This window comes from Wansuia hejianensis, assembly GCF_014337215.1.
Classification (GTDB): Bacteria; Bacillota; Clostridia; order Lachnospirales; family Lachnospiraceae; genus Scatomonas; species Scatomonas hejianensis.
In genome coordinates this window covers 2,528,696-2,545,791 of the sequence record NZ_CP060635.1, presented here as the reverse complement: position 1 = coordinate 2,545,791, position 17,096 = coordinate 2,528,696, and the positions used below count along the sequence as shown (strand labels likewise).

The following is a 17,096-nucleotide window of genomic DNA, read 5'->3' as shown; positions in this document are numbered from 1 at the left end:
CTGTGTCATGTATAAAATGTGAAGAAACGCCCTATTTCCGGGCGTTTGCGGGGTTCAGTTCCATGTCTTTGCGAATGAGTTTTTTTATCTTTTTATCCAGTGTGTCCGTTGCGCGTTCACTTGCGGACGAACATACAAGGTAAGTAACTTTTCCTATTTTATGCTCCGTTGTGGTAACGGGCGTTTGGTTTTGCGTCAAAGAAAATCCCCCTTTCTTTCGCAAACATATAATATAGTCTATGAATAGCAGCAAGTCCACTATTCAATAAAACAAAGGCTTTAATCGGACGGTTATTAGCATAACCTCATGGGAATTTCACCCCGGCATGGTTCTCATGCCGCCCTACCCATTGCCTGCGACGCTCTTAACGCTCGGACTGTGGCTGTAAGGAAGTATCATTGTATATTCTGCGCTGTCGTCGCCCGCAAGCCGCTACACTTGCTTTCCGGCGCGGTGTTGGTCGCTCGGCTGTCCGGGCGGGGTAATCCCTCCCGGATAGTGTCATGGCGCACCCGCCGTATGGCTCGGCGCAAAAGGAACGTATCCGATTTGCCCTATGCTGCGCCGCCGTTATCTTGCGCCGCTTTCTTTGTCAAGGTTCAGAATGGCTTTGCTGCCGCGTCAGCAGCGGAACGGAAAAGGGGGAGAGAGAAAGCGTCCCGCCGCCGCTGCGGTTTATTCCTCTGCCTTAAAGGTGAGGACAGCCATCATCAGTTTTGCTTGCAGCCGTTCCCGAATGTCGTGGTCTACGCCAAAATAGACGTTCCCGCGCTCGTCGTACAGCTTCCGCATGGAGAGGCGGGCTATGTAGCCGCTGAAATGCTGCAAGACAATCTTCATGGCGTCCGGGTCGCCCTTTGTCGCTGCCACAATGACAGGATAAGGAACAAGGGCATTTTCCGGGTAGCCGGGTTCGTTACCATTCGTCCCATTCATCAGCATTTTCCTCCAGATATTTTCTTAATTTCTCAAAAGAGCTTGTCCGCCTGTACTGTATCGTGCTTCTCGACGTGTTGAACAGCTCCGCAATCTCGGTATCGTTCATTCCCTCGAAGTAATACAGCAATATGGCTTTGCGCTTTTCTTCCGGCAAAGTACGGATTGCTTCAAGAAGCAGCTTTGGCGTGATTTTCTTCCCGGCTTTCTCAAAGACGGTTTCGGCGGCTTCACGTTTGAAATATTCATCAAACGTATGAAGCTGCCGCGCTTCGTCTAAGGTCATGTCGGAAAAGGTCACTTCCTTTGCCTTGTGTCTGCGAAGTTCTCTATGGGTGTCGCAAGCTTCATTGTGCAATACCGTATTACAAAACTTCTGAAAAGCACACTGTTTGTAAAACTCCCTGCTATTAGGTTCCACATTCTCACCTCCTTTCTCGTTGGAAAGTTGGTGGTGCTTCCCCCCTTTTCGCGGGGCAATACGGCGTTTTTCAAAAACGCCGAAGATTTTTTGAAATTTCTTCAAAAATTTTTTGAACGTACAAAATGCGCCCGTCCGAAAAGCCCGGACGGGCGCATAGGCATTGTAAGCAGTATCCAGATGATTAGACAGTTCATATATATAAGCGTAGTTTCCCCCGGTGGTGGGCGGGCTTTTTTTGATAAGTCAATAACTGTCGGATTTTGTCGATATGCTTTTTGCTTCATGGCGGCTACCTCCTTTAGCCGCCGATTTCAACAGTGATACCGCGTCATTTCATTAGAAGATAAAAAGAAACGGCGGCTTTGATTTTTCAAAGCTGCTGCGGAAATCAAAGAACGACAAGCAACAGTTCTGATTTTGCTCCAATATGGTTATTAGGGGCACAAATTAAAATCAAAAAAGAGCCGATAACAGCAGTATTTCAAACTGCATATTATCGGCTCTGCGTCTGTGCGTCTGGCTCTTTTAATTAAATTATTTCTGTTGTTTTTTGGCTTTATTATATGTATTAGCTAACTGTCCACAAGCTGCTTTAATCTCTCTACCATGAGAAACTCTCATGGTAACTTCAAGTCCTGTTTGCTCTAATTGATGTTTGAACGCAACCATTTCTTGTTTTTGTGGTGCTCTAATTTTTGAATTACTCGTCGGGTTGTATTGCAGCACGTTAATCATAACATTTTTGCCCTTAAACCATTTTGCAAGTTGCCTTATATCTGAGGAACGGTCATTTATACCTGGTAAAAGCAAATACGCAAATACCACTTTTCGATTATGCCTTTGAGAATAGGACAATGCTTGCTTAACAACATCTTCAATAGCGTACATGTGCATATGAGGAATGATACAGTTTCTCGCAGCCTGTGTTGCTGCATGTAAAGATATTGTCAACTGAATTTTTAGATGTTCTTCGCGCAATTTTTTTAATTGATTAACTGGACCAACTGTTGATACGGTAATGCCGTCGGTTGGAAAGTTAAGTCCATTTCTATCTCGAAGAATATGGATTGCTGCAATCAAGTTGTCGTAATTGAATAAAGGTTCTCCCATTCCCATAAAAACGATACGATTTACTTTTTGACGTATCAATACAACCTGCTGCACAATTTCAGACGGTGTTAGATTACGAACAAAACCATTGCGTCCGGACTCACAAAAAATACAGCCAACAGAACAACCAACTTGCGTACTTACGCAAACAGTCCCACCATCTCGCCGTTTAATAAAAACCGTTTCAATATACCTGTTATCTTTCAATTCATAAACATACTTTTCAGTATCGCTACTTTTATAGACTTTTTTTGTTGATATTGATAGATTTTCTTTGTGAAATGGCTGTTTATACAATTCCGTATATAAGGCTCTTGCTTTATCCTCTCCAATTACTTCCGACATTTCTTTGTAAGTAAATCCGTATGGGTCATTCAATATTTCCGTAGGTGTACTTTTAGGTAAGTGTTTCATTTAAATATCCTTCCTTTTCAAAATTAAAAAGTTTGTTTTTCAGAGTTTTTGATTATGATTTCTAGTTTTTCAACATCAACGATATGCGTTAATTTACATTTAGGGCAGAAAAGAGGAAAATTTCTTAATACCGTATTATAAAATACTTGAACCCTCGTCTTTCCGTTACAAATTGGACATTTTATCCAATATTTTTCAAGCATAATATTTCTCCTTTTGCGCAAAAAAATGCAGGTCAATTCTCAACATGAGCATTGACCTGCATTTATACATATAATACTACAACAAAATTAAGGCATAGTTTTTATACTATGTCTATACGTCGTTAGTTTTGTTGTATAGCATACGCAAAATAAGCATGACAAAAAAGCCCATATTGAAAATGGGAAAAATCTTTTTTGATTTCAATGCTTATCGAATACGCATGCTATGTAACATAAACATTCCCCCCCTTTTATATAATATTATATACAAAAGCAGCTTGTTGTCAACATATATATATATGAATTATTTTGGCTAACTGATAGAACTACATAGACATATCCAAGAAGAAAGGGGAACAGTAAAATGTAATAGGGTGAATAACTATGGCAAAAAGACCAGTACCACGATACGACTTTAAGGCTTTTGGGGCAGCGATAAAGGCAGCGCGTGAGGGATGCAAGGAGAGCCGCAAGAAAGTAGGCGACGAAATGTTTATCTCGCCGCGCTACCTTGCGAACATTGAGAACAAGGGGCAGCACCCAAGTTTACAGATATTCTTTGAGCTGATACAGCGTTACCATATATCCGTAGACCAATTCCTTTTAGAAACGCCGCCGGAGAAGAACACGCAGCGGCGGCAGCTTGACGCGCTTCTTGACGGTATGAGCGATACAGGCATACGGATTGTAACCGCAACGGCAAAGGAGATTTCCGAAGTCGAAAAAGAGGGCGAATAGGAATGTCCGACTTAAAACTGAACAGGATTTAGAAAGCGTTGTAATCTTTTTTGAGGTTGCAGCGTTTTTCTTTTGCGTAAGTTTGGCAAAATCGCTTTTTCTCCGTAGTAGGTGATAAGAGCCTAAAGGATAAAAACATTCGTAGCAAGCATAGGAAGCGGGTACCCACTTCCGTATTTTCCCCTCCCGCGCTGCGGCGCGTCGGTTGAAAATTGCTTGTTGGGAAGTGTCCCAAACCCTCGGAACGGAAAGGAAAGGAGCGAATACATGAACGGACGCAAAAGAACGGTGCAAATCAAATTCAGAGTGACGGAAGCGGAACGGGATTTAATACTGGAAAAAATGAAGCTCGTACCCACCCGGAACATGGCGGCATATCTGCGGAAGATTGCCATTGACGGGTATATCATTCAGATAGACCATGCCGATATAAAGGCAATGACCGCAGAGATACAGAAAATCGGTGTCAACGTCAACCAGATAGCACGCCGCGTAAACGCGACGGGGAACGCATACCAAGAGGACATAGAGGAAATAAAGGGGGTGCTTGCGGAGATATGGCGGTTACAAAGATTAAGCCTATTAAAAGCACTCTAAGCAAAGCCCTTGACTATATCGAAAACCCGGACAAGACGGACGGAAAAATGCTTGTGTCCTCTTTCGGCTGCTCCTATGAAACGGCAGATATTGAATTTGAATATACCTTGTCCCAAGCACTCCAAAAGGGGAACAATTTAGCCTTTCATCTGATACAGTCCTTTGAGCCGGGGGAAGTCGATTATCAGAAAGCCCATGAAATCGGAAAGCAGCTTGCCGACGCGGTAACAAAGGGGCAGCATGAATATGTACTCACGACGCACATTGACAAAGGACACGTCCACAATCACATTATTTTCTGCGCCGTAAATTTCGTAGACCACCGCAAATATAATTCCAACAAAAGGAGCTATTACGGCATACGGAACATGAGCGACAAGCTGTGTCGGGAAAATGGCTTGTCCGTCGTCGTTCCCGGCAAGGGCAGCAAGGGAAAGAGCTATGCGGAGTACCAGGCAGAAAAGACGGGTACAAGTTGGAAAGGCAAGCTAAAGATTGCCGTTGACGCGCTTATCCCCCAAGTTTCCAGTTTTGAGGAATTGTTGCAGCGGTTACAGGCGGCGGGCTATGAGATAAAGCCGGGGAAATATGTGTCATGCCGCGCCCCCGGACAGGAACGCTTCACCCGTCTTAAAACCCTCGGCGCGGATTATACAGAGGAAGCCATAAGGGAACGGATAGCGGGCAGACGGGCAAAGGCGGCGAAAGCCCCCAGAGAGCAGCGCGGCGTTTCGCTGCTTATCGACATTGAGAACAGTATCAAGGCGGCGCAGAGTAAGGGCTATGAACAGTGGGCGAAAATCCACAATCTGAAACAGGCAGCAAAGACCATGAATTTCTTGACGGAACATAAGATTGAACAGTACGCGGATTTAGTCAGCCGGATTGAAGAAATGGCAGCGGAAAGCGGACAGGCGGCAGACGCATTGAAGGACGCGGAAAAGCGGCTTGCGGACATGGCGGTGCTTATCAAGAATGTTTCCACCTACCAAAAGACAAAGCCCGTCTATGACGCATACCGCAAGGCAAGGAACAGGGAGAAGTACCGCGCCGGACAGGAACAGGCGATTATCCTACATGAAGCCGCCGCAAGGTCGCTGAAAGCGGCGGGCATTGCAAAGCTCCCGAACCTTGCCGCGCTGCAATCGGAATATGAAGCCCTCCAAGCGCAGAAAGAAGCCCTTTATGCCGACTATGGGAAGCTGAAAAAGAAAGTCCGGGAATACGATATTATCAAGCAGAACATTGACAGCATTTTACAGGCAGACAGGCAGCCGGAACGGGAAAAGGGAACAGAGCGCGGATAAGGATAGCAAAATCCCCGCCGCTGTGCTATGATAGGGCTATCAAAAAGCAGAGGAGCGTTGAGCATGGAAAACCAGAAAATGCCGGAATATGAAACCATACGCGCCGCCGTTGCCGGGGAAAAATGGGCGGTGGAGAAAGTCGTGGAGTGCTACAAGGACGAAATCGACAGGCTATCGACGGTAGCGGTCAGACAGCCGGACGGAAGCACGAAACAGGAAATCAACGAAGATATGCGCCAGTCCATCACAAAGAAGCTGATAGAAGCCCTCCCGCAGTTCCCGCTTGAAGAAATGGAAAAGGGAAATGTCAGATAGGCAAAAAAAGAACAGGGCGCGGAAGCCAGTATATGACTTCCGCGCCCTGTCTTTTTATGGGTGCTGTTTTCGTGAATGTTACGCAGTAGAACGCCATTTTTGGGGGTAAAGGTATAAAGTATCGCCTATCCGATTTTCACGCCCGGAAAGCCCTGTAAATCAAGGGATTTTCCGCGCCTACTGCGTAACAGGGGCGCGTCTTTTCCTCATGCGCTCGGCGGCTTGTCTGCGGGTGATACGTTTCCGGCAGACGGGGCAGTATTTGACACTGTTAGAGGTTGACGCAAAGAACGCGCCGCACTCGGTACATTTCTTCTTATCCCCTGTCTGGTAAAGCTCCGCATAAAGCAGCCTGTCGGCGGGAAGCACCGCAACCCGGAACCACTTGCAGAGAAGCGAATAGGAAATGAGCTGCGGACATACGCACTCGTCCCCGTCGTCCAGTAAGATACAGTTCCCGTTATCATAATTGCAGCACGTCCGGCGCACAAGGGCGTTGACTTTCCGGCTCTGGGGCGGCGTCAGCCGCTTAACCCCGTTCATACTTCATCAGCGGCGTAAATGGGAAGCTCTGCAAATTCCGCTTCGGTCAAAGCGTCCACTTTGGAAAGGGTGCGCTTTGCAAGCTCCCGCATATCCGCGTCCATGTAGGGCAGCGCGGCGTTGACATTCTCAATCAAAGCCCGCTTGCCGCCCTCGTTGTAAATGCTCAAAAGGTTTGTTTCTTCAACAGTCAGTCTAATCATGCTCATACCTCCATATCGTGATTTTTTGTTTTTGCCGCCGCCTTTTTCGGGGCGGTCTTTGCCTTGTCTGCTTTAAGCTGCGCCCGGATAGAGGGGCGGGGCTTCCTTATCTCCCTGTCCCGGTTCTCCCCCTTGTCAATCAGCGCATACGTCCTGATATTGTCAATATTGGTTGACACATTTATCTCAAAGATATCACTGCCTATGCAGCCTGTTCCAGAGATTGGTAGTATCTCTGTCGCTTAATTATCGGAGGAAGCCCACCGTTGGCAGAGCAGATCCTCCTGTTATTCCAGTAACTGATGAAGTATCTCCAAATGAGAACCTTCAGTTCCTCTATGGTCATAGTCTCCGTATTGTAGCGGTCATAGAGAAGCTCACTTTTCATTCTGGCCCACATGCTTTCGCATCGGGCATTATCGTGGCACCTGCCACCAGCACTGTTCATGCTTTGAATAATACCGTATTTAGCAAGAGCCTTACGATAAGTTTCACTGGTATATTGTGTTCCTCTGTCAGAGTGTACAATAGCCCCTCGCAGATCAGGATATGCCAGATAGGCATTATCCAGGGTATGCTCACACAACGTTGCTTTCATGTTGGTTTCCATTGCCAGACCAAGGACACCGGAATCAAAGCAGTCAAAGATAGCTGAAACATACAGTTTCCCATCTTTAGCCTTGATTTCTGTAATGTCAGTTACACATTTTTCAAGTGGCTTGTCGGATTTGAAATCTCGCTTCAGAAGATCATCTGACTTACGAGCTTCCCGATCAGCCTTGGTAATACCATTCGGCTTACGCTTTGGTTGATGACTAAGGCCTATTTCATCCATGACCCTGTAGACGGTTCGCTCACTGGGAATCTTGAGTCCTTCCGGTTTCTTAAGGAGAAGTGCCTGATACATGCGAATGCGCCCATATGTATCATTGTATTCATCTTCAGTATGGATTGCTATCATAGCATCAGCGAGATCCTGATATTTCCAGGGCCGGTCTTTATTAGCAAGATATTTGTAGAACCCCTGGCGGCTGACACCAAGCATCCGGCAATAGAATGAGAGTTTTCCCTTAATCGCGCCGTCTTCCGTTTTTATGGCAATGAACATCATTCTTTGGTTCTTGCTGACTTCCGACGGCTGGCTGCGAAAAAAGCACTTGCTTCCTCGAGAAATTCATTTTCCTCTTTTAGACGCCGGATTTCTTTATCCTGATCCTTAACACGTTTGCGGAGCATAGCAAGTTCCTCAGCGAGACTCATGGCACTTTCTGGAGTATGTGCACCGTCGCCAATATCCAATGTACCGGCTCTAACTGCTTTCAGCCATGTATGGATGGTTCCTTCTGGAATACCTAATTCTTTGGCTGCCTTAGCACCGCCGATTTCTCTGGCAAGTTTGACAGCCTGGATCTTATATTCGTGGTCGTATTTACGTTGAGTACGTGACATTGAGAGTTCCTCCTTATTCTCTTTATTATACATGAATTCTTTGAGAATAAGGTGCCAACTTTATTTATACGACATCAGATTGACCGGAACCAACACAGCCCGGCCAAACTTCAAACGGCTTGAAAGCTGCATTGTTCGCAAGGAAGTAAACTGTATGATTATCAAATCTCTTGCACGCGGTTTCCGCAACCTTGCCGACCAGCAGAAATTTTTGGAGGAGTTCATCCCCATTAACGGTGCAAGGTTTATTTGTACCGGCACACCATTCATTGACACCTATGCGAATCCTCATTCAGCAAGCGGCCTTGAAGTGCCTATCAGGGGAATGTTTAATGAGCAGTTTGCCGCAACCACTTCCGAAGAAATACGAAAAACATTCAAGATGAAACGAGAGCGCGGCGAGTTCATAGGAGCGTTTGCTCCTTATGGCTACAAGAAAGACCCAAACGATAAAAACAGACTGCTCATAGATGAAGAAGCAGCGGAGGTTGTCAAAAGCATTTATCACTGGTTTATCAACGAAGGGTACAGCAAAATGGGGATTGCTCAAAGGCTCAATCAAATGGGGGAGCCGAACCCTGAAGCCTACAAAAAGAAAAAGGGTATGAAATATACTAACCCTAATTCCAGCAAAAACGATGGCCTATGGTCTGCCAGCACGGTGACTAGGATATTGCAGAACCAAGTTTATATTGGGGTTATGGTGCAAGGCCGGCACCGCGTAATCAGCTACAAGGTACACAAGCAGATGAATGTCCCGGAAGAAGAATGGTTTGTCGTCCCGAATACACACGAAGCGATTATAGACAGAGAGATATTCGAGAAAGCGCAGGCCCTGCATCGGCGCGACACAAGGACAGCACCCGGCAAGCGGGAGGTCTACCTAATGTCCGGTTTTGTCCGCTGTGCTGATTGCCAAAAAGCCATGCGGCGAAAAACCGCCCGCGGTATTACCTACTATGCCTGCCGCAGCTACACTGACAAAAGAATTTGCAGCAAGCGTTCTATACGACAGGATAAACTGGAAAGCGCGGTTTTAGCGGCATTGCAAATGCAGATAGCCCTTGTAGACCAGCTTGCGGAAGAAATTGAGCGCATCAACAATGCGCCCGCCATTAATCGGGAAAACAAAAGGTTATCTCATTCGTTGCAACAGGCTGAAAAGCAGCTAAAGCAGTATAACGATGCCTCTGACAGCCTATACATTGATTGGAAAAGCGGCGAAATTACCAAAGACGAATACCGCCGCTTGAAAAGCAAGATTGTAGAACAGACCCGGCAGCTTGAAACCAACCTCTCCTATCTGAAGGAGGAAATACGGGTGACGGCTGAAGGTATCGGAGCAGACGATCCATATCTCACCGCTTTTCTAAAGAATAAAAATATTCAGAGCTTAAACCGTGGAATTATGGTTGAACTCATCAAAACAGTCTGGGTGCATGAGAATGGGGAAATAACGGTTGACTTCAATTTTTCCGACGAGTATCAGCGAATACTTGACTACATTGAGAACAATCACAGCATTATCCGGGTGATTGAGAACAAGGCCATTTAGTGGCTTACATATTCAACACCAGGTAAATTTCTAATGTTGTGCGTAAATAAACGGTGCAGTAGGCCCGGTAGCGCCGGTAGGCCCAATGGGACCGGTAGGTCCGGTAGGGCCAGTAGGCCCAGTGGGTCCGGTAGCACCGACAGCGCCGTCAGCGCCGGTAGGCCCGGTAGCACCGACAGCGCCAGTAGGTCCGGTAGGTCCTATCAGCCCATCAGCACCAGTAGCGCCGGTGGGGCCAACAGGTCCGATCGGGCCCATAGATCCGGTAGGTCCGGTAGGTCCAGTAGGACCTGTAAAGCCGGTAAGGCCTGTAATTCCGGTAGGTCCGGTGGGACCCATGGGTCCAGGACAGCCTCTTGGCCCAGGGCAGCCACGCGGTCCGGTGGGTCCGGTAGGTCCGGGCCTGCAACAACAATTAGAATGGCAGCAGTTGTCATTCCCGCAGAAGGGATTGGCACATTCTGAAACTTCTGATGGCTGTTCCGGCTCTGGGTCTTGGCAATTGCAATGATTTTTTTTGTCGCGATGATCAAAAAGCATATTGTTTCTCCTTTTATTATTTTAGGGTTTAAAATCACCCTAATACACTATATGTAGAAATTTAAGATCTGGTGTGTTAGATCGCGAGCGTGAATTGTTGGATGTTTGGGTGTGTCAGGCAGAGTCGGTGAAGAAATTGGGCACCATACAGCGGTAAAATATGTTAAGATATTATTGGGGGGATTCATCCGTATCCTACGGGTTCCCTGCAGGTGTACTCTGGAGTATGAGTCATATGACTATACAGATGCTTCGCGCGGCATAAGGAGAAAGATTCTGAAGGAGGATGCATATGAAAGTTTTGCTAATTAACGGAAGTCCAAACGAACATGGCTGCACGTATACAGCCCTGAGTGAGGTAAGTGATACGCTTTGCCAATACGGAGTGGATACAGAAATTCTGTATCTGGGCAAAAAGCCTGTTGCAGGCTGTATTGCCTGTGGAAAATGCAGGGAAACGGGGCGCTGCGTCTTTGAGGATCAGGTTAATAAGACATTGGAGCAGTTGGACGGATATGATGGAATGATCGCCGGGTCTCCGGTATATTATGCCGGTCCGTCAGGGCAGATCTGTGCGTTTTTAGACCGGCTGTTTTACAGCAGCGGGGGAAGAATGGCCGGCAAACTGGCGGCGGCGGTGGTTTCCTGCAGAAGAGGAGGGGCCAGCGCGGCCTTTGAACGTCTGAATAAATATTTTACTATCAGCAATATGATAGTAGTCGGTTCCCAGTATTGGAATCAGGTTCATGGTTTTACGCCCGGGGATGTGCGTAAAGATGAAGAGGGACTTCAGACAATGCGGACATTGGGCGAGAACATGGCCTGGCTTTTAAAATCCATCCAAGCCGGACGGAAGCAGGGGCTTCAGCCGCCGAAATATGAGCCTCGCATATCCACCAATTTCATCAGGTGACGCCCATGGATATTAAACTTCATTTTACCGAAAAAGGAGCAGGTGAGCCGTTGATTCTTCTCCATGGAAACGGGGAAAGCAGTGAATATTTTATTCATCAGATCGGCTATTTCTCCAGTAAATACCGGGTAATCGCAGTCGATACGCGCGGGCACGGACGGTCTCCCAGAGGCAGCGCGGCCTTCACAATCCGCCAGTTTGCGGAGGATTTACTATGTTTTATGGATGAACAGGAAATGAAAGAGGCAAATCTGCTGGGATTTTCTGACGGCGGCAATATCGCCCTGATGTTTGCTCTGAAGTATCCGGAGAGAGTAAAGCGTCTGATCCTAAACGGTGCGAATTTGAACGCTAAGGGGGTCAGGCCCTCGGTTCAAATTCCCATTGAGATCGGCTACCGGATTGCTTCCCTGTTCGCCAAGAGAAGCCGGGAAGCCAGGATAAATGCGGAGATACTTGGCCTCATGGTCAAGGAACCCCGCATCGACCCCGGAGAGCTGGGAAGGCTGCGCGTGAGGACACTGGTGATAGCCGGACAAAAGGATATGATAAAGCAAAGCCATACAGAGTTGATATACAAAAGCCTTCCCGACGCCAGGCTGGCGATCATACCGGGAGATCATTTTATCGCGGGCAAGAATCCTGAAGCGTTCAACAGAACCGTGGAGAAATTTCTGAATGAAAACCCTGCTTGACAAATTGTTGATTTATTACTATGATTAAACCATTAAAAAGGAAAAGGCTTAGAAAAAGAGGAGTATGCAGGTCAGCGCCGGCAGAGAGGACCGCCCACAGGCTGGAAGGCGGTTTCGGGGAGCGGATGCAGAAAGTAGCTTTGGAGCCTGAACGCTGAAGCAGTCCGGGACTGTGGGTAGGCGTTCACGGGCAGTCTCCGTTACAGGACATATGAGATGTATGGTTTTAGTACATGAAGAAAAGGTGGTACCGCGAGACATTCGCCCTTTGCAGGATATGCAAAGGGCGTTTTTATCGCGTATGAAAGTTCAGTGCATGAAGTATTTAATCTCCTCATGACCGAGGGGATGGAAGCTGAAGCGGGCTTGCCCGTTTTGTTTAGAAACAAGGAAAATCAGGAGGAAAATTATGAGTAAGGAACTGGCAAAGACCTATGATCCGAAAGGGCTGGAAGACAGGCTATATCAGAAATGGCTGGACAAAGGATATTTTCATGCGAAGGTAAATCCCGATAAGAAACCCTTCACAATTGTGATGCCGCCGCCCAATGTTACCGGGCAGCTGCACATGGGGCATGCCCTGGATAATACCATGCAGGACATTCTAATCCGGTTCAGGAGAATGCAGGGCTACGAGGCGCTGTGGCAGCCTGGCACCGACCACGCGGCTATTGCGACAGAGGTAAAGGTTACCAACATGCTGAAGGATCAGGACATTGACAAGCAGGAGATTGGGCGTGAAGAATTTCTGAAGCATGCCTGGAAATGGAAAGAGGAATATGGAAGCCGCATTATCAACCAGCTGTACAAGCTGGGCGCCTCTGCGGACTGGGAGCGGGAACGTTTTACGATGGATGAAGGCTGCTCCAGGGCTGTTGAAGAGGTATTCGTCAGGCTTTATGAAAAAGGCTGGATCTATAAGGGCAGCCGGATCATTAACTGGTGTCCCAAATGCCAGACCTCGCTGTCCGACGCGGAAGTGGAGCATGAGGATCAGGATGGATTTTTCTGGCACATTAATTATCCCATCGTAGGAGAAGAAGGTAAATACGTGGAGATCGCCACGACGCGTCCGGAGACGCTTCTGGGAGACACTGCAGTCGCGGTGAATCCGGAAGATGAAAGATATCAGGGGCTGATCGGTAAGATGCTGAAGCTGCCGCTGACAGACCGGGAGATTCCTGTGATTGCTGATGAATATGTGGATAAGGAATTCGGAACCGGTTGTGTCAAAATCACGCCGGCCCACGATCCCAATGACTTCGAGGTGGGCAGGCGCCATAACCTGGAAGAGATCAATATTCTGAATGATGATGCCACCATCAACGAAAAGGGCGGCAAATATTCGGGAATGGACCGCTATGTGGCGAGAAAAGCCATGGTTGCGGATCTGGAGGAGCAGGGGCTTCTGGTCAAGGTTGTGCCCCATACTCATGCGGTGGGAACACATGACCGCTGCCATACCACGGTAGAGCCGATGATTAAGCCCCAATGGTTTGTCCGGATGAAAGAAATGGCCCAGGCATCTATCGAGATACTGAAAACAGAAGATCTGAATTTTGTGCCGGAGAGGTTTGACAAGATCTATCTTCACTGGCTAGAAAACATAAAAGACTGGTGTATCTCCCGACAGCTCTGGTGGGGCCACCGGATTCCGGCCTGGTACTGCCAGGAATGCGGGGAAATCCTGGTTAAAAAGGGAGGAGCTCCGGAAAAATGCCCGAAGTGCGGCTGCACCAGCCTGAGACAGGATGAGGATACTCTGGATACCTGGTTCTCGTCAGCTCTGTGGCCCTTCTCAACTCTGGGGTGGCCGGATCAGACGCCGGAGCTGGATTACTTCTATCCCACCAGTGTTTTGGTAACCGGATATGATATTATTTTCTTTTGGGTAATCCGCATGGTGTTTTCAGGCCTGGAGCAGACAGGCAGATCGCCTTTTAAGCATGTGCTGATCCACGGCCTGGTGCGGGACTCTCAGGGCCGGAAAATGAGTAAATCCCTGGGAAATGGAATAGATCCTCTGGAGGTGATCGACCAGTACGGCGCGGACGCCCTCAGGCTGACGCTGATGACCGGCAACGCGCCCGGTAACGATATGCGTTTTTACTGGGAGCGGGTAGAAGCCAGCCGGAATTTTGCCAATAAGGTGTGGAATGCTTCCCGCTTTATCATGATGAATCTGGATGCGGCCGAAGTGCCGGAAGATGTGAATCCGGAAAGCCTGACGCTGGCTGATAAGTGGATCCTGCACAAGGTAAATACGCTGGCGGCCGAAGTGACTGAGAATATGGAAAAATTTGAGCTGGGCATCGCGGTTCAGAAGGTATACGATTTCATCTGGGAGGAATTCTGCGACTGGTATATCGAGATGGTAAAACCCCGCTTGTACAGCGAAACAGAAGACACTAAGGCGGCCGCGCTCTGGACGCTGAAAACAGTTTTGAATCATGCCCTGAAAATGCTGCATCCGTTTATGCCGTTTATCACTGAAGAGATTTTCTGTACCCTGAATCCGGATGAGGAGTCCATTATGATCGCTCCATGGCCTCAGTATTGTTCAGACTGGGAATTCTCCCAGGCCGCGGCGGACGTGGAGCTGATGAAGGAAGCAGTTCGGGGGATCCGCACGGTGCGCTCGGAATTGAATGTTCCACCCAGCAAAAAAGCCAGTGTATACGTGGTGTCCGGGAACTGTGAAATCTGCCGGACCTTTGAACATGGAAGAGTATTTTTTGCGACGCTCGCCAAGGCCAGCGAAGTATTCATCCAGGCGGATAAGAGCGGGATTGGGGACGACGCAGTGTCTGCAATGATCCCTGGCGCGAATATTTATATTCCCTTTGCCGAGCTGGTGGATCTGGACAAGGAGCTGGAACGTTTAACAAAGGAAAAGGAGCGTCTAGCGAAAGAGATCGCCCGTTCCAATGGAATGCTGGGTAACGAGCGTTTTATCAGCAAAGCCCCTGCGGAAAAGGTTCAGGAGGAGAAGAATAAGCTGGATAAATATACTCAGATGATGAAACAGGTGGAACTGAGACTGGAGCAGCTGAGAAAATAAAATGAAAAAGATAAAGTTGAACAGGGAGAACCTAATAAAGATATGTAATAAGATTTCAGTGCCTCTTCAGGTGTTCGGATGCTGCGTGCTGTACTTCTTCATTGAAGCAATCTCACGCCATTCGCTTATGAAGGCATGGACTTTTATGACAGACCGCCCTCTGGTGTTCCTGTACAATGTTTTTCTGATTTTTGTCACCAGTACGGTAGTCTATTTATTTCGCCGACGGTGCCTGGCCAGACTGATCGTATTTTCTTTCTGGCTTCTGCTGGGGATTGTTAACGGAGTGATCCTGATGAACCGGGTAACTCCGTTTACAGGACCAGATCTGAAACTGATGTCTGATGCCGGGAAGGTGATGAACAAATACCTGTCGGCGGGCACTCTGGTTCTGATTATAGCGGCGCTGGCCCTGGTAGTGGGCTTCCAGGTGTGGTTCTGGTTTAAGGGGCCGAAATACAGGGGTAAACGGAACTGGATCATTGATCTGTCCATCATTGGCGGAAGTATCGTCCTCTTTGTGGTATCCACGAATCTGGCGGTGAGTAAGCGGGTGCTTTCCAGCTATTTCGGAAACATTGCGTTTGCCTATGAGGATTATGGATATCCATACTGCCTGGCGGTTACGTTGTTTGATACTGGTATCAGCCAGCCGAATGGGTATTCTGAGAGTCTGATTGCGGAGATCGTAGACAGTGAGGGCCAGCCGGAGAGCAGTGAAGAATCTGAACGGCCTAATATCATATTTTTGCAGCTGGAGTCGTTTTTTGATCCGGAGCTGGTAAACTTTTTAAACATTTCAGAGGACCCCATTCCCTGCTTCCGGCAGCTTATGCGGGAATATTCTTCCGGTTATTACCGGGTTCCTGCGGTCGGCGCAGGTACGGCTAATACAGAATTTGAATCCATAACAGGCATGAGCCTCCGGTATTTCGGCCCTGGAGAATACCCTTATAAAACTGTCCTCTCTGAAAAGACCTGTGAGAGCATTCCTTATGTGCTCAGGGATATTGGGTATGACACACATGTCATACATAATAATGAGGCCGATTTTTATTCCCGGCGGACTGTATTTCCGATGCTGGGATTTGATAGTTTCACTTCGGCGGAATATATGCCTGACGTTACAGATACTACAGAGACGGGCTGGATCAAGGATCACATTCTCACAGATGAAATCCTGAAATGCCTGGAGTCTTCAGAGAACAGAGATTATATTTATACAATCTCTGTCCAGGGGCACGGCGATTATCCTGCGGAGCCAATTCTGGATCATCCGGAGATAAGGGTGACAGGCGCGGAGGACCGGGAAAAGAATGATTATTCCTGGGAATACTATTGCAATGAAATACAGGAGATGGACGAATTCATCCGGGAGCTGACAGACACTCTGTCTGAATATCCTGAGCCGGTGGTTCTGGTCATGTACGGAGACCACCTTCCAACCATGGGCCTGAAGACAAAAGAACTGTCCAACCGGTATCTGTTCCAGACCCAATATGTGATATGGGATAATATGGGCCTGGAAAAAGAGGACGAAAACCTGGCCGCGTACCAGATCGGCGCAGAGGTCTTAGACCGTGTGGGAATTCATGAAGGCAATATCGTAAGATATCATCAGAACCGCAGGAATACCAAAAATTATCAGAAGGATCTGGAAGTGCTTCAATATGATATGCTGTATGGAAAACAATACATATACGGGGGAGAAAGCCCATATGCGGTGACAGATATGCGAATGGGAACAGTGCCGGTTGAGATAAAAGCGGTAGTAGAGGTATCTGATGGGATTTATCATGTGACAGGTGAGAACTTCACCGCTGCCAGCAGGCTGGAGATCAACGGAGAGGTGGTAAAGGACGCCGTATTCCTGGGAACCACATCATTGATGGTGCGGGAGGTGGAGCTGAAAAGGGGAGATGAGCTGGCTGTCGTACAGATGGGGGATTATTCGGCGGAGACGGTACTGTCAAGGACCGGAACCATCCGTTACAGGGAGTAGAGCCAGGTCACACCGGCCCTGATGTTTTTTGAAAAAGGTATGGACATATTCTGGTACTATATTATAATGAAAAAGAACCGGTTTTTCCGG

20 protein-coding genes and 1 other annotated feature are annotated in these 17,096 nt (G+C 47.7%); of the genes, 9 read left to right on the top strand and 11 right to left on the bottom strand.

Features of this window, described 5'->3' with window-relative positions; genetic code table 11:
- Window positions 1-31: 31 nt before the first annotated feature.
- The 6 genes from H9Q79_RS11855 to H9Q79_RS11830 all read right to left on the bottom strand — a co-directional run bounded on the left by H9Q79_RS11855 (window position 32) and on the right by H9Q79_RS11830 (window position 3,088).
- Complete coding sequence (locus tag H9Q79_RS11855) at window positions 32-259, bottom strand: TnpW family protein (protein ID WP_004613661.1); 228 nt, start codon at window positions 257-259, stop codon at window positions 32-34.
- A 417-nt stretch (window positions 260-676) separates the two neighbouring features.
- Window positions 677-937, bottom strand: coding sequence for a helix-turn-helix domain-containing protein (locus H9Q79_RS11850; protein WP_002569189.1), 261 nt, complete (start codon window positions 935-937; stop codon window positions 677-679).
- On the bottom strand, window positions 918-1,358 hold the full coding sequence (locus H9Q79_RS11845) for an RNA polymerase sigma factor (RefSeq protein WP_002569188.1): 441 nt from the start codon (window positions 1,356-1,358) through the stop codon (window positions 918-920). Before H9Q79_RS11845 ends, H9Q79_RS11850 begins: the two co-directional genes overlap by 20 nt.
- 101 nt (window positions 1,359-1,459) lie before the next feature.
- Window positions 1,460-1,645, bottom strand: coding sequence for a hypothetical protein (locus tag H9Q79_RS11840; RefSeq protein ID WP_009243795.1), 186 nt, complete (start codon window positions 1,643-1,645; stop codon window positions 1,460-1,462).
- Between the two features lie 250 nt (window positions 1,646-1,895).
- Window positions 1,896-2,885 (bottom strand): 23S rRNA (adenine(2503)-C(2))-methyltransferase RlmN, encoded by a 990-nt coding sequence (gene rlmN / locus H9Q79_RS11835; RefSeq protein WP_002569187.1) that lies wholly within the window; start codon window positions 2,883-2,885, stop codon window positions 1,896-1,898.
- 23 nt (window positions 2,886-2,908) lie between these two features.
- Window positions 2,909-3,088 (bottom strand): cysteine-rich KTR domain-containing protein, encoded by a 180-nt coding sequence (locus H9Q79_RS11830; protein WP_002588768.1) that lies wholly within the window; start codon window positions 3,086-3,088, stop codon window positions 2,909-2,911.
- Window positions 3,089-3,472: 384 nt separating this feature from the next.
- Here H9Q79_RS11830 and H9Q79_RS11825 point away from each other — a divergent pair, with 384 nt between their 5' ends.
- The 4 genes from H9Q79_RS11825 to H9Q79_RS11810 all read left to right on the top strand — a co-directional run bounded on the left by H9Q79_RS11825 (window position 3,473) and on the right by H9Q79_RS11810 (window position 6,045).
- The gene (locus H9Q79_RS11825) at window positions 3,473-3,826 is read left to right on the top strand and encodes a helix-turn-helix transcriptional regulator (protein WP_002569186.1); all 354 of its coding nucleotides are present in this window, start codon (window positions 3,473-3,475) and stop codon (window positions 3,824-3,826) included.
- 267 nt (window positions 3,827-4,093) lie between these two features.
- A complete protein-coding gene (locus tag H9Q79_RS11820) occupies window positions 4,094-4,423 on the top strand; it encodes a plasmid mobilization protein (RefSeq protein WP_002585086.1) in 330 nt (109 codons plus the stop codon).
- Entirely contained in the window at window positions 4,384-5,730 is a 1,347-nt protein-coding gene (locus H9Q79_RS11815) for a relaxase/mobilization nuclease domain-containing protein (protein ID WP_002585087.1), read from the top strand. The genes H9Q79_RS11820 and H9Q79_RS11815 overlap by 40 nt, the downstream gene beginning before the upstream one ends.
- A 63-nt stretch (window positions 5,731-5,793) precedes the next feature.
- Window positions 5,794-6,045 carry a helix-turn-helix domain-containing protein gene (locus H9Q79_RS11810; RefSeq protein ID WP_002585088.1) on the top strand — a complete coding sequence of 84 codons (252 nt, stop codon included), beginning with the start codon at window positions 5,794-5,796 and terminating at the stop codon, window positions 6,043-6,045.
- A gap of 177 nt (window positions 6,046-6,222) precedes the next feature.
- Here the strand turns inward: H9Q79_RS11810 and H9Q79_RS11805 are convergent, their stop codons facing one another.
- The 5 genes from H9Q79_RS11805 to H9Q79_RS11785 are packed head-to-tail and all read right to left on the bottom strand — an operon-like array spanning window position 6,223 to window position 8,240.
- On the bottom strand, window positions 6,223-6,588 hold the full coding sequence (locus H9Q79_RS11805; RefSeq protein WP_002585089.1) for a cysteine-rich VLP domain-containing protein: 366 nt from the start codon (window positions 6,586-6,588) through the stop codon (window positions 6,223-6,225).
- On the bottom strand, window positions 6,585-6,797 hold the full coding sequence (locus H9Q79_RS11800) for a transposon-transfer assisting family protein (protein WP_004607965.1): 213 nt from the start codon (window positions 6,795-6,797) through the stop codon (window positions 6,585-6,587). The genes H9Q79_RS11805 and H9Q79_RS11800 overlap by 4 nt, the downstream gene beginning before the upstream one ends.
- Window positions 6,794-6,970 (bottom strand): hypothetical protein, encoded by a 177-nt coding sequence (locus H9Q79_RS11795; protein WP_249329748.1) that lies wholly within the window; start codon window positions 6,968-6,970, stop codon window positions 6,794-6,796. Before H9Q79_RS11795 ends, H9Q79_RS11800 begins: the two co-directional genes overlap by 4 nt.
- A 23-nt stretch (window positions 6,971-6,993) precedes the next feature.
- Complete coding sequence (locus H9Q79_RS11790; RefSeq protein ID WP_118648884.1) at window positions 6,994-7,902, bottom strand: IS3 family transposase; 909 nt, start codon at window positions 7,900-7,902, stop codon at window positions 6,994-6,996.
- Window positions 7,899-8,240 (bottom strand): transposase, encoded by a 342-nt coding sequence (locus tag H9Q79_RS11785; protein ID WP_118648886.1) that lies wholly within the window; start codon window positions 8,238-8,240, stop codon window positions 7,899-7,901. The genes H9Q79_RS11790 and H9Q79_RS11785 overlap by 4 nt, the downstream gene beginning before the upstream one ends.
- Window positions 8,241-8,271: 31 nt before the next feature.
- Here H9Q79_RS11785 and H9Q79_RS11780 point away from each other — a divergent pair, with 31 nt between their 5' ends.
- The 5 genes from H9Q79_RS11780 to H9Q79_RS11755 all read left to right on the top strand — a co-directional run bounded on the left by H9Q79_RS11780 (window position 8,272) and on the right by H9Q79_RS11755 (window position 17,006).
- Window positions 8,272-9,795 carry a recombinase family protein gene (locus tag H9Q79_RS11780; RefSeq protein ID WP_249328358.1) on the top strand — a complete coding sequence of 508 codons (1,524 nt, stop codon included), beginning with the start codon at window positions 8,272-8,274 and terminating at the stop codon, window positions 9,793-9,795.
- A gap of 832 nt (window positions 9,796-10,627) precedes the next feature.
- A complete protein-coding gene (locus H9Q79_RS11770; RefSeq protein WP_118644069.1) occupies window positions 10,628-11,248 on the top strand; it encodes a flavodoxin family protein in 621 nt (206 codons plus the stop codon).
- 5 nt (window positions 11,249-11,253) lie between these two features.
- Window positions 11,254-11,943, top strand: a complete 690-nt coding sequence (locus H9Q79_RS11765) for an alpha/beta fold hydrolase (protein WP_118644071.1) — start codon at window positions 11,254-11,256, stop codon at window positions 11,941-11,943.
- 40 nt (window positions 11,944-11,983) lie between these two features.
- Window positions 11,984-12,215: a binding site (T-box leader), on the top strand.
- 137 nt (window positions 12,216-12,352) lie between these two features.
- Entirely contained in the window at window positions 12,353-15,004 is a 2,652-nt protein-coding gene (locus tag H9Q79_RS11760; protein ID WP_249328357.1) for a valine--tRNA ligase, read from the top strand.
- Window position 15,005: 1 nt separating this feature from the next.
- On the top strand, window positions 15,006-17,006 hold the full coding sequence (locus H9Q79_RS11755) for an LTA synthase family protein (protein ID WP_118644073.1): 2,001 nt from the start codon (window positions 15,006-15,008) through the stop codon (window positions 17,004-17,006).
- Window positions 17,007-17,096 lie beyond the last annotated feature (90 nt).

What these genes read in the sequence shown, in the direction of transcription:
- rlmN (WP_002569187.1), bottom strand. Translation starts at nt 2,885, where the DNA reads ATGAAACACTTACCTAAAAGTACACCTACGGAAATATTGAATGACCCA.
- H9Q79_RS11760 (WP_249328357.1), top strand. Translation starts at nt 12,353, where the DNA reads ATGAGTAAGGAACTGGCAAAGACCTATGATCCGAAAGGGCTGGAAGAC.
- H9Q79_RS11755 (WP_118644073.1), top strand. Translation starts at nt 15,006, where the DNA reads ATGAAAAAGATAAAGTTGAACAGGGAGAACCTAATAAAGATATGTAAT.
- H9Q79_RS11780 (WP_249328358.1), top strand. Translation starts at nt 8,272, where the DNA reads ATGAATTCTTTGAGAATAAGGTGCCAACTTTATTTATACGACATCAGA.
- H9Q79_RS11805 (WP_002585089.1), bottom strand. Translation starts at nt 6,588, where the DNA reads ATGAACGGGGTTAAGCGGCTGACGCCGCCCCAGAGCCGGAAAGTCAAC.
- H9Q79_RS11825 (WP_002569186.1), top strand. Translation starts at nt 3,473, where the DNA reads ATGGCAAAAAGACCAGTACCACGATACGACTTTAAGGCTTTTGGGGCA.
- H9Q79_RS11785 (WP_118648886.1), bottom strand. Translation starts at nt 8,240, where the DNA reads ATGTCACGTACTCAACGTAAATACGACCACGAATATAAGATCCAGGCT.
- H9Q79_RS11765 (WP_118644071.1), top strand. Translation starts at nt 11,254, where the DNA reads ATGGATATTAAACTTCATTTTACCGAAAAAGGAGCAGGTGAGCCGTTG.
- H9Q79_RS11810 (WP_002585088.1), top strand. Translation starts at nt 5,794, where the DNA reads ATGGAAAACCAGAAAATGCCGGAATATGAAACCATACGCGCCGCCGTT.
- H9Q79_RS11815 (WP_002585087.1), top strand. Translation starts at nt 4,384, where the DNA reads ATGGCGGTTACAAAGATTAAGCCTATTAAAAGCACTCTAAGCAAAGCC.
- H9Q79_RS11820 (WP_002585086.1), top strand. Translation starts at nt 4,094, where the DNA reads ATGAACGGACGCAAAAGAACGGTGCAAATCAAATTCAGAGTGACGGAA.
- H9Q79_RS11790 (WP_118648884.1), bottom strand. Translation starts at nt 7,902, where the DNA reads ATGATGTTCATTGCCATAAAAACGGAAGACGGCGCGATTAAGGGAAAA.
- H9Q79_RS11850 (WP_002569189.1), bottom strand. Translation starts at nt 937, where the DNA reads ATGAATGGGACGAATGGTAACGAACCCGGCTACCCGGAAAATGCCCTT.
- H9Q79_RS11840 (WP_009243795.1), bottom strand. Translation starts at nt 1,645, where the DNA reads ATGAAGCAAAAAGCATATCGACAAAATCCGACAGTTATTGACTTATCA.
- H9Q79_RS11770 (WP_118644069.1), top strand. Translation starts at nt 10,628, where the DNA reads ATGAAAGTTTTGCTAATTAACGGAAGTCCAAACGAACATGGCTGCACG.
- H9Q79_RS11830 (WP_002588768.1), bottom strand. Translation starts at nt 3,088, where the DNA reads ATGCTTGAAAAATATTGGATAAAATGTCCAATTTGTAACGGAAAGACG.
- H9Q79_RS11800 (WP_004607965.1), bottom strand. Translation starts at nt 6,797, where the DNA reads ATGAGCATGATTAGACTGACTGTTGAAGAAACAAACCTTTTGAGCATT.